The 10,807-nt window shown below is 58.7% G+C and carries 7 protein-coding genes; 4 read left to right on the top strand and 3 right to left on the bottom strand.

Features of this window, described 5'->3' with window-relative positions:
* Positions 1-323: 323 nt before the first annotated feature.
* Positions 324-1,508, top strand: a complete 1,185-nt coding sequence (locus tag HK28_RS10770) for an HlyD family secretion protein (protein ID WP_086644575.1) — start codon at positions 324-326, stop codon at positions 1,506-1,508.
* Entirely contained in the window at positions 1,505-3,103 is a 1,599-nt protein-coding gene (locus tag HK28_RS10765; RefSeq protein WP_086644574.1) for a DHA2 family efflux MFS transporter permease subunit, read from the top strand. Before HK28_RS10770 ends, HK28_RS10765 begins: the two co-directional genes overlap by 4 nt.
* Before the next feature lie 239 nt (positions 3,104-3,342).
* On the opposite strand, the gene HK28_RS10760 is transcribed toward HK28_RS10765, so the two are convergent.
* The gene (locus HK28_RS10760; RefSeq protein ID WP_198945865.1) at positions 3,343-4,257 is read right to left on the bottom strand and encodes a DMT family transporter; all 915 of its coding nucleotides are present in this window, start codon (positions 4,255-4,257) and stop codon (positions 3,343-3,345) included.
* Positions 4,258-4,535: 278 nt separating this feature from the next.
* On the opposite strand from HK28_RS10760, the gene HK28_RS10755 reads away from it, so the two are divergent.
* On the top strand, positions 4,536-5,294 hold the full coding sequence (locus tag HK28_RS10755) for a RadC family protein (RefSeq protein ID WP_086644573.1): 759 nt from the start codon (positions 4,536-4,538) through the stop codon (positions 5,292-5,294).
* Between the two features lie 158 nt (positions 5,295-5,452).
* Here HK28_RS10755 and HK28_RS10750 read toward each other — a convergent pair whose 3' ends face one another.
* Both HK28_RS10750 and HK28_RS10745 read right to left on the bottom strand, forming a co-directional pair.
* Positions 5,453-6,442, bottom strand: a complete 990-nt coding sequence (locus HK28_RS10750; protein ID WP_086644572.1) for a beta-1,6-N-acetylglucosaminyltransferase — start codon at positions 6,440-6,442, stop codon at positions 5,453-5,455.
* A gap of 285 nt (positions 6,443-6,727) precedes the next feature.
* The gene (locus HK28_RS10745; protein WP_086644571.1) at positions 6,728-9,022 is read right to left on the bottom strand and encodes a glycosyltransferase; all 2,295 of its coding nucleotides are present in this window, start codon (positions 9,020-9,022) and stop codon (positions 6,728-6,730) included.
* Positions 9,023-9,509: 487 nt separating this feature from the next.
* On the opposite strand from HK28_RS10745, the gene HK28_RS10740 reads away from it, so the two are divergent.
* Complete coding sequence (locus HK28_RS10740) at positions 9,510-10,805, top strand: polysaccharide polymerase (protein ID WP_198945864.1); 1,296 nt, start codon at positions 9,510-9,512, stop codon at positions 10,803-10,805.
* Positions 10,806-10,807 lie beyond the last annotated feature (2 nt).

Raw genomic sequence — 10,807 nt, 5'->3', positions numbered from 1 at the left:
AAAAAGCTGGGCACTTCGCTCCGTCATTCAAGGCATAACAGGCCCTAGGCGATGTAATTAGTGAGGCGGACATCAGTTCATCTGCTCGAAACTTCGCAAGAGAACTGGACGTAACGGTCTGCCGAATTTCGACGATCGAATTGAGTGATATCGGTAGGTTACATGCGTCGAGAACTGCTTTTGCCACTATGCGGACACGGGACTGGCCCCATGCCGGCTTGATGGTTGGGCGTTGCCGTGTCAGAAGCTGACCGAACGGATCGGTCAGCCGCCCGAGCGACGGCCCTGACCGAGGAAAATCGATTCGAGCGCGCGGAGACGGCATGGCCGACGAGATTCATGATCACGACAGCCCCGGGGCAGGCGCCTCAGGCAGCACGCAACCCGCCCCCAAGAAGAAACGTAATCCCATCGTCCGGATACTGCTGATCGGGCTGCTGGTTTTGGCGGTGATCGGGTCCGCGTTCTACTGGTTCCTCCATCGTTTCGACGTGGAGACCGACGACGCGTTCACGCAGGGAAGGGCGATCACAATCGCGCCGCATGTTTCCGGCTACGTGACAGAACTTCTCGTCGACGACAACCAGTTCGTGCGCGCGGGGCAGCTGCTTGCGCGGATTGATCCGCGCGACTGGCAGGCCGCACGCGATAAGGCCGCGGCCACAGTTTCGCAAGCCGAAGCGACCGTCGCTGCGAACCAGATGCTGCTGCAGGTCGCCGAGAAAAACTTCCCGGGCAGATTGCTTGAGGCTCAGGCTACTCTGGCTTCGGCCAAGGCTCAGGAATTCCGCGCAGAGACCGATTACAAGCGGCAGCATTCCGTCATGCGTGACGCGACGTCCCAACAGGACATCGACTACTCTCAGGCCGCACTCGACGCCGCCAAGGCTCAGGTCATGCAGGCGCAGGCGCAGGTTGCGATCGCCGAACCCGTGGCGCCGAACATCGGCAACGCTCGCGCGCAGGTTAATAGCGAAGACGCCCAGCTTTCCAGCGCCAAGGCGTCGCTCGTTCAGGCGGATCTGAATCTGCTTTGGACCGAAATCCGCGCACCGCATGACGGCTGGATTTCCCAGCGTAACATCGAACGCGGAAACTTCGTCTCGTCAGGGCAGACCCTGTTCTCGATCGTGACGCCCGAGGTCTGGGTTATCGCCAACTACAAGGAAACGCAGATCACGAGCATGCGGCCCGGTCAGGCCGTTGACATCACTGTCGACGCCTATCCTGACCTGAAGCTGCACGGACATGTGGATTCGTTGCAGAAGGGCACGGGCGCCACGTTCAGCGCGTTCCCGCCCGAAAATGCGACCGGCAACTATGTGAAGATCGTGCAGCGCGTGCCGGTCAAGATCCGCATCGACAGCGGGCTCGATCGTGACGCTCCGCTCGCACTCGGCCTGTCGGTCGTGCCTACGGTTCACGTCGACACGAAGGCGGCGCGCTCGTCGAACGGTCGCGTGGTTGATCGAGATGCCGGTTCAACTGGCGACAACGAGGCCCCATGAGCGACGCAGCGGCGGCCGGGAGCGGCGAAAACGCCGCAAAGCCCGAGGAGTGGAAGCCCAAGAACAACCCGTGGCTGATCGCTCTGGTGGTCACGCTCGCGGCGTTCATGGAGATTCTGGACACCACGATCGTAAACGTGTCGCTGCCGCATATCGCAGGCAGCCTATCCAGCACCTATGACGACGCGACATGGACGTTGACGTCCTACCTTGTCGCCAATGGCATCGTGCTCACGATCTCGGGCTGGTTGGGCAAGCTGTTCGGCCGCAAGGTCTACTTCATGGGCTGCATAGCCATGTTCACTGTCACGTCGTTTCTATGCGGCGTGTCCACCAGCCTCGGTGAACTGATTATTTTTCGCCTGCTGCAAGGGTTCTTCGGCGGTGGTCTGCAGCCGAACCAGCAATCCATCATTCTCGACACCTTTCCGCCCGAAAAACGTGCGGCCGCATTCGGTCTTACCGCCATTGCGACGGTGGTCGGGCCGGTGTTGGGCCCGACACTCGGCGGCTGGATCACCGATAACTATTCGTGGCGCTGGATTTTCTTCATTAACATTCCTGTCGGTATCTTTGCGACCATCGCCGTCGGCATGCTGGTCGAGGACCCGCCGTGGGCGAAAAAGCGGCGCGAGCGCATCGACGCTATTGGCATCAGCCTGATCACGCTCGGTTTTGGTTGCCTTGAAGTCATGGTCGACCGTGGGGAGGACGACGACTGGTTCGGATCGCGCTTCATCTGCATCATGGGCGTTCTCGCGGCGATAGGCATTATCGGAGCGGTGATCTGGCTGTTGAAAGCCAAATACCCGGCGGTCGATCTGCGGGTGTTCAAGGATCGCAATTTCGCGGTCGGCACGCTGCTGATGGGAATGATGGGGGCTCTGCTCTACTCGTCAGCGATCATTGTGCCGCAATTCGCGCAGCAGGTGATTGGCTATACGGCGACCCTGTCCGGCCTCGTTCTGTCTCCAGGCGGAATTGCGGTGATCTTTCTCATCCCGATTGTCGGCAAGCTGATGGGAATGTTCCAGGTTAGGTTCATCATCGCATTCGGCTTCGCGAGCATGGCGGTGGCGCTGTTCTGGTCCGGTCATCTGGTTCCGTATCTTGACTTCAAGCACCTCGTCTTCTTCAGGATGAGTCAGACCGCGTGTCTAGCGTTCCTGTTCGTGCCTTTGTCCACCGTTGCTTATTCGACATTGCCGAAAGAGATGAATGCAGACGCATCGGCCTTGTTCTCGATGGCGCGAAACTTCCTCGGGTCTTTGAGCATTTCGGGTGCGACGGCGCTGATTACGGAGCTGAGGCAGAAGCATCAGGCGAACATGGTTCACTGGATGACGCCGTTTCATCAGCCGTACAACGAGTATCTGGCGCGCGGACGACAGTTTGCGCTGGATCATAGCCGCGCCCCGTCGACTTACGACGTGGTAGCGCAGCACAGGTTGTTCCAGAACTTTACGACCCAGATCGCGATGCTCGCCTACAACGAGGCGTTCATGATTTTCGGTCTGGCGGCGCTTGCCGTGGTACCGTTCTGCTTCCTGCTGTCGCCGATCAAAGGCGGTGGCCCTGCGCGCGGAGCGCACTAACGAGCCAAATGAAGGCCGGCAGGCTCCCCAAGTGTGGGGGCTTGCCGGCTTTTGTAACGTCTTGCTGAGTCCGTTGGGGGCCGTGATCCGCTGATCCGGTGAACATAAAACGTCCAGATATCGGAATTACGGATCCATCCACCTCTCAAGCGAGGCGCGGACCGCCAAGCTTTACCCGTCTACGCTTGCTTACGAACACACCTCCAGATGGCTGTTGATTCATCCTGCGGCACGATGTTTCAGCCCTGCTCGACCTCAATCGGCGCGATGACTGCTGGAGCGCCACGGCGCGGCAGGAAGGCGAGAATGTTGCCGCTCAGAACAAGGGCGACCCCGCACAGCATGGCTGTCGTCCAATGCAAGTCCTCGAAAAACCCTGACACGCCGAGGGCTATGACAGGCGAAATGATGGTCGTGTAAGCGGCCCTGTCCGCGCCAATGCGGTGGATAAGAGACATGTAGGCGATAAAGCCCGCCACCGACGCCGCTACAGACAGATACGCAAGTCCACCGATCCAGCGTGCAGTTAGCGGGAAAGCCAAGGAATGCCCCGACGACAGGACATCGCACGCGAGAAGCAGAGAGCCGAATGTCATCCCGTAAAACACGGCGTTTGTGAGGCCGAACCCACTGCGAGCGATTCTTCGCGTGATCATGTTGCCAAGAGAAAAAATCGTCGTTCCGACAAGCGCCAGAGCCACGCCCGATAGCAACTGCTCACGCGTGACGGCAGTCGCTCCGGCCCCGGAACTCAATAGCAAGGCGACGCCTGTCACGCCGAGGACTCCGCCCGCTACGACCCGGATGTCGGGCCTCTGACGAAAAAATATCCACAGATTGGCCGCGTTAAGGATCGTCGACGTGCTGAAGATGACGGACACGACGCCGCTTGGGAGAATGCTCGCCGCGCTGTAGATGCCGAGGAAATTGACGGAAAACAGGCTCATGCCGAGTAAGGCGAGCCACGGTACCAGGGCGCGCGGCGGCGGGCGCAGCTTTTGCGTGGCCGCCAGCCAGCACCCGAGCAAGCCCGAAGAGATCGCGAAGCGCCAGAAAATCGCTACGTCCGACGTTGTGCCACCGACTTGCAGATGTATGGCGAACCAGCTCAGGCCCCATACGATAACGACGGCGGCGAACAGTAGCGCGGTCATGATGTGACGAGCTCCCTTGGCGGGCGTTCTTGAGTGAGCGCCACCGGTCGGACATATCGCGACTCTCGACGAACGCAATGGGCGGCGCCGATCTGGCGCATCATTGGGAACGGGGGAATCGATCGCGCGGGCAGGGTTACTGGCTCGATGAGGGTAAATCCCCTGACCCGTGAAGTTCAGACCCGCCGACGCCGAAACTCCCTGGGCTTGCCAGATCGGAGGAAACGACGTTCGATCTGTCAGAGGAAACACGCGCCGCGCATATGACGGGAACCCACATGGACAATCATTCCCCTGCGGAGGGTGCGCGCGGCGACATTCGACGTGCTGAAGAAAGAGCCGCCACAGCGGCATTCTCCAGCACGGGGCCGTCGGGTCATCGCTCTCGCATGCGGGAGCGCGTTCTGGCGCGTGGCGCTTCAGCTCTCGCGGATTACGAGATTTTGGAGATGTTGCTTTTTTTGGGAATAGCCCGCCGCGACACCAAACCGCTCGCGAAAGCACTGATCAATCGTTTCGGGTCGTTGCACACGGTGCTGGAGGCGAACCAGGACACACTTGCAAAGGCCGGGCTCAGCGCGGCCAGCGTAGCAGCCTTAAGTCTCCCCTTACTGGCTGCAACGAGACTGGCGAGCGCTGAGGCGCGTTCTCGTCCGCAACTTGGCGATTGGGAGGCCCTGCTGGTTTATTTCGATACGGCCCTCGACGGCGCCGTGCCGGGGCAGTTACGGATTTTATACTTGGACAATCGGAACAGATTGTTGGGAGACGAAGCCGTCAACACCGACACGTCACGCTCGGCGCCCCGTGTAGAGAGCGCAGCGATACTGCGCCGGGCGCTGCAATTACACGCAACGGCCATGATCGGCGTACGGCTCTGTGGCGATGCGGACGTACCGGAAAAACGAGTTCTTGCAGATGCGGCGTTCGCGTCGGAGTTGTCGCGCTCAGGCGCGTTACTGGCGATCGCGGTGCATGACTTTTTCGCATTGAAGGGCGGAGCGTGGGCTGGTTTGCGGCGTCTGGGCAAACTGTAAACGCACGTTGGGCGATCGGATTCCAATTGCGCTGATCGCGAAGATCGAGTTTTTTATAAAAATATTAGAATTTCTTGAATATTTCTTGATTTTTGGCGGAGGATACCATATCAGATCGAGCGTTTACGAGGCTCCCGACTCTACCTAAAAACGAAATGCTACGCGCTGTCCTTTCCTTTTCCGAAGGAGGCCCAGTCCTTGGCGACTTCACCTCGTGAGGAATGATACCGCGCGTCCGCGGCCTCGATAATGGCGCGCGATATGTCCGGCGTGCACTTTCGTGTAAACAACGCGTCGCTGACGAGAACTTCTGCAAGATCATTTGCCGTCAGACGTCGGAGATCCACGGTTCCGGCAAGGCGTTGACGCCATGTTCTGCGCATGGGGGTCTGTTTGCGGATGAAATGTCGCCCCTGAACATGGGCCCCGGGGCCGGTCATGGTCAGACGATTACCGGCCTCTCGTTGGCGTCTGACGAACAGTGTCGTGAAAAAGATCTCGTCTGGCGCCAGAGCGTGACGCAGTGTCGTCACAAGTTCATTGGGCGGATAGGAGCACGTAAGCGCCAGCGCGCGATCGAAGACGAAGAACTGCGATCCCTTCCACAAATCGTCGATTTCGACCCGGCGTTCGTAAGGCAGTCGGTTGTTGATCGCCTTGAACATATTCCACAATCGGTCTCGAAGGGGACCGCGCTTGGGATTGATGAACGTCACATCGAGCGGATGGGCTTTAGTCACGACGTAACGTCCTAATCCCTCGTTACGTGATAGAGATGCGTCAATTTTTCCCCAGACCGCAACGCATGCGGGCGCAGCGAGCAGCGCGTCTCCCAGAGCGGGCGAGGGGAGCAGAGGAAAGCACGATCCGCTGAGTAAGACGAAGCGTTCGTTCTTAGGGTCACGTACTGCCATTCGCAGCAAATTTTGCGTCGCACGAACAATGGAGAAACCGCCCCAGTTTACGATTTCCCTGTTTCGCAAAATATGTAAGTTGGGTCGAGATTCAGAATCCAACCATTTTAGATCGGCAGTTTTCCGGTCCATATGAATATAGACGGAGGAGCGGCTGTCCTCGAGAAGCCTGTCGATCAGCAATCGCAGTTGTTCATCGACTGCATGGGCCATGACGAGATAGGCGATTTTCATGCGCCGTCATCCTTGTTCGCTATTTCAGCCAGAAGCGCTCCTCCTCCACGCCACGCGAGTGGATTGAATAAGCACGTTCTGTGGAATGTTGAATCACGATTTTGTCAAAAAAGCGGATCTGGCGAACAAAAGATCAGGGGGTACGTGGTGACCCGTTCGCCATGCGTTGTCACTACGGGTCGATATTTCTCACAAAATATACAATTCTTTGTTTAAGTTTCACTCGACATTGATCCGCGCAAGATTCGACGGACGTATAAAATTTGATCTGACAGCGGGACCGGTTCATGACGAAGGGCTCGTGTCGAGAACACCCTTTCCAGCCGACAATCGGTCGTAAACGTCTTCAAGTTTTTTCGTGCAGTGCTTGCGATCATGTGCACGTTCAATGAAAGAACGGGCTGCCTGACCGAAGCGATCAGCCATCTCGCTGTCACTCAGAATCACGATCAGATGGCGCGCCATCGCCTCGACATCGCCTTCGGCGAACGCAAACCCGGTTTTGCCGTCCTCCATGCCCTCGGTGGCGCCGCCGCTGGCCGACGTGACCACAGGTACGCCGCTCGCCTGCGCCTCAAGAAGCACGAGCGGGAGCCCCTCCTTGTCGCCGCTTTTCGCCGTAATGCTGGGAAGGCAGAACACACGAGCTTCGGCCATAAGGGCCCGCACGCGATCTTGCGAGACCGCGCCGGGCAATGTAACGCCGTCTGGCGCCATAGCCTCGATTTCTGCGCGCTGCGGTCCATCGCCAGCAATGACCAGCCGAGCTTCGGGTAGAGCCTCACGGACTTTCGCGAACGCTTCGACCAGTAGTTTTGCGCCTTTCTTTTCGACCAGACGTCCCACGAAAAGAATGAGTGGCGCTCGTTTGCCTGCCGTTTCTCCGGAGGGGACGAAGCGGTCGACATCGATGCCGATATGACAGATCGTGACGCGATCCGAGGGAATTCCAACCGCGAGCGCCGCGTCCCGAATGGGACCTGATACTGCGACAAAACCGACGTTCCGCACTTTGGCGAGGCGCTGCAGGCGCAGCGGATAGCGTTTCCAGCGTCGTCCCGCCCGCCCCTCGGCGAACCATTTCATGTGGGTTGTGATGTCGGAGCCGTGCAGCGTCACGAGCAGGGGCACGCCGAGGCGCTTTGCGATCGGCCATGCTTCTACACCGTCGAAGCCGAAATGCGCGTGAATCAACTTCGGTTTGACGGCGCGTGCGATTTTCAGAACTCCGGGGGACGGAAGATCAAAGCGTCGCAGCGCGGCGCCGATGAGGCGCTCCGCAAAAGTCGCGGGGCCTGTGTGGCAGGTTCGCGCCTCCAGTCCCTCGAGGGGAAGTTTGTCTATTGAGCGTTCTCCGATCAGTACCGGCCGCCAGCGCTGCAGCGCCAGAGCCTGATCGCGTACAAAGGTTTCGGAAAGTGGCAGGACCTCGGTTCGGTAAATCGCCGCTACAGGTTTATCGCTCTGCTGCTCCAGACGATGCTCGGGGAAGCGCTCGGGATACAGCAGGCGATCAACCACTTCGCTCCAGTCCGGAAGGTCCACGGATATGGGAGTCGTATTCGCCAACGCGCCGTTGATCGCCGCGGTGATGGATGCAGCTTCACCGGGCTTGTAAGCGAACCGCCCGGCGTCGCCGCCTGCCGCGAAATCGGGACAGACGGCAGGTTTGCCAAAGAATGCGAACTGCCTGAGTTTGAGAGACGTGTCGAGCAGATATCGCGGCGTGTCGGCGTCGCGATAGGGCGCTACGCCGAAGGCTGCGTGCTGGATGTAACCAAGAGTTTCTTCAAATGGCGTCTCCGGCAGCACGATGATATTGGTACGCTTGTCGAGCGCCTCCGCCGCGCGACCCGCACCGATGACGTAGAAGTCGATGTCAGGGAAGGCTGGCGCCGCCATATTGAAGAACGACGCGTCGAATAGCATGGACCCGACCGAGACGCAGGCGCGACGGTCTGAAAAAGGCGATGGGCGGGGCCGTTCCATGAGAGCGCGGTCGACGCCCTGGGGAGCGAATATGGCGCTGCGGGCATGCGGCATGCCGGAGCGGAGGAGCGGCGAGGGCAGGCGGACGAGATCAATCGCGTCGAAATTATCGAGAAATCCTTGCCGGATCGTGCGCGCTGCGCCGATTACGCCGAGATCGTCCGAGGCGAGGTAGACGATTTTTGCGCGCGGGTTCAGCTTCCGTATGTCAGGCACAAAGATCGCCGCCAGCCCTGATTCGACAAAAACCGTGTCGGCGTCTTTAATCCATCGCCTCAGGATGCGCGGTTTCAATAAACGGTAGAGCCGAAACATGGCCGCTTCCGCCGGTTCCAGAGCCGCGAGATTCAGGCGGAACGGATGCCAGAGCTCCCGCTGCAGATAGCATTCCACGCCGTCGGAAAGCTCGACACTGTTTGCGACGGAGGCAAGATCGGCTCGTGTGTCGCCACGATGCTCGGACAGGCGACTGAGGCCGGTGGAAAAGAATCGCGTGCGACCTCTGCGAGCGAGTTCCCGCGCAATGAAATGCACGCTCGCCTTGCGACGTGAACGAAAATCGTGAACCGAAATGACAAGTGAATCTGTCATGCAGTCTGGGCTCCGCGCCGGTGAGAGGGACGGGTGAACGGAAAGCAGACGCTGCTTCGCTCAGAAGTGGGGATGGATTTCGACCGCAGGAATTCCGCGATGGCGGCGACATATTTACCCGGCTCGACATCCCGATCAATGGCCGGAAAGCGATTGTTTCAGAATATTGGTGCGCTTCATTATGTTTACACAATCTCTTTCTTTGCACTTGCGTTCGGGATTGCCGGCCATACAGTAAAAACACTCCTCAAAAGGTCGTGTTTTGGACGTTCGGTGTGTGACATTTCCGGGCGCCGGGGTCCTCGGGATTTCGATTGACTCAGGACTGGCGCCGAAGGGCGCAGGTTTCGCGTGACGTCATCGTTGGCCGGTGGTTCTTGGGATGGAAGTTCTGAAAATCTGTTTTTTGTTTAGATGTTTTTTGTTGTTTTTTCGAATCCTGTTCGTTCCGTCATTGCTGCGGTAACGCCGGGTCTGGGGGCGCGCCATGGACACGGTAGTTTCTCCGTTCACACGGACGGCCGGGGCGGAAAACGCTGCGACCGGAAAGTGGATCGTGGTGACGTCGCTTATGTTCAATCTGGGGCTATGCTTCTTGCAGACGCGCGGTTGGCTGCATGCTTCCAGCGCGACGGTGGCGATGATCGAATTACTGGTTATTGGCGCTGCGGCTTGGTGTGTGCGACGGCAGGTGACTGAGCGGGTCGTGGTGATCGCGGTGCTGACCACGGGCTATGTGGTCGCAGCCAAAATGATCAATCCGGCGGAGAGTCCAAAGATTCTCCATGACCTTTTCATTATGTATGTTTTCTATTGTCTCGGACGCGGCTCGGGCCGCCCTGCAGCCCAATGGACGGTCTGGGCGGCGATGGCGCTCGTCCTGACGATCGGATTGTTCGAACTGCTGGCCCCTGATTTCTACGGTCAACTTTTCAACGTGTGGCAATATTATGTTGAGAAGGGCGTCTTGTCGCAGGATACGGTGAATTATTCCGGCACCACGATGTTTGTAAGCGGCAATCGAGGGGAGGGGGCGCGCACGTTCCTGCCGTCGTTGCTCGGATCTCATCGCGTGTCGTCGGTCTTTCTTGAACCGGTATCGATGGGCAATTTCGCGGCGCTGGTGTTCGCATGGTGTTTGGCTGTGTGGCGCAATCGTCCCGGCGGCCGCCAGATCTTCCTGATCGTTCTTGCGATGGTGTGCATCGTTCTGACAGATTCGCGTTTTGCAAGCGGGTGCTGCGTCGCGATGCTGCTTGTTCGAATCTCGCCAGTTCGACGCTCGTCGCTATTTGTTTTCCTGCTGCCGATCGGGGTTGTCACGGCGTTGACAATCGTTGGCGCGCTGCATGAAATTCCTGGTGCGACGCCGTCGATCCTGACTGACAATCTCAAGGGACGGCTCGTTTTTTCAGGACGACTTCTCGATTACTGGACGCTTTCGCCGTGGTTCGCGTTCTCGGTCTCGCCAGTCTACACGGCGGACACCGGCTATGCGTATATTTTCAACACCCTGGGCGCGCCGTTGACGCTGCTTTATGCGCTGATATTTGCGTTTCATCGGAACGCCAGCCGGGATGCCGCTGTGATGAAGACGATGCTTGCGGTGTATTTTTCCTGCTCTCTCTGCATCGGCGCAAATTCCGTAACTATCAAGACCGCTGCGCTTCTGTGGTTCCTGTATGGGGCCCTCGATGCAGTTCCTGCTATGGGGTGGCGTCAGGTGCGCCGTCAGAAGGCGCCTGCGTCGCTTTTTCCGGTAGGGGCGGCGGCTTGCGAATGAGG

Source organism: Acetobacter sp. DsW_063 (assembly GCF_002153745.1).
GTDB lineage: Bacteria > Pseudomonadota > Alphaproteobacteria > Acetobacterales > Acetobacteraceae > Acetobacter.
The sequence above is the reverse complement of the archived record's forward strand: the minus strand, read 5'-3'. Positions and strand labels throughout refer to the sequence as shown.

What these genes read in the sequence shown, in the direction of transcription:
- HK28_RS10770 (WP_086644575.1), top strand. Translation starts at nt 324, where the DNA reads ATGGCCGACGAGATTCATGATCACGACAGCCCCGGGGCAGGCGCCTCA.
- HK28_RS10765 (WP_086644574.1), top strand. Translation starts at nt 1,505, where the DNA reads ATGAGCGACGCAGCGGCGGCCGGGAGCGGCGAAAACGCCGCAAAGCCC.
- HK28_RS10760 (WP_198945865.1), bottom strand. Translation starts at nt 4,257, where the DNA reads ATGACCGCGCTACTGTTCGCCGCCGTCGTTATCGTATGGGGCCTGAGC.
- HK28_RS10755 (WP_086644573.1), top strand. Translation starts at nt 4,536, where the DNA reads ATGGACAATCATTCCCCTGCGGAGGGTGCGCGCGGCGACATTCGACGT.
- HK28_RS10750 (WP_086644572.1), bottom strand. Translation starts at nt 6,442, where the DNA reads ATGAAAATCGCCTATCTCGTCATGGCCCATGCAGTCGATGAACAACTG.
- HK28_RS10745 (WP_086644571.1), bottom strand. Translation starts at nt 9,022, where the DNA reads ATGACAGATTCACTTGTCATTTCGGTTCACGATTTTCGTTCACGTCGC.
- HK28_RS10740 (WP_198945864.1), top strand. Translation starts at nt 9,510, where the DNA reads ATGGACACGGTAGTTTCTCCGTTCACACGGACGGCCGGGGCGGAAAAC.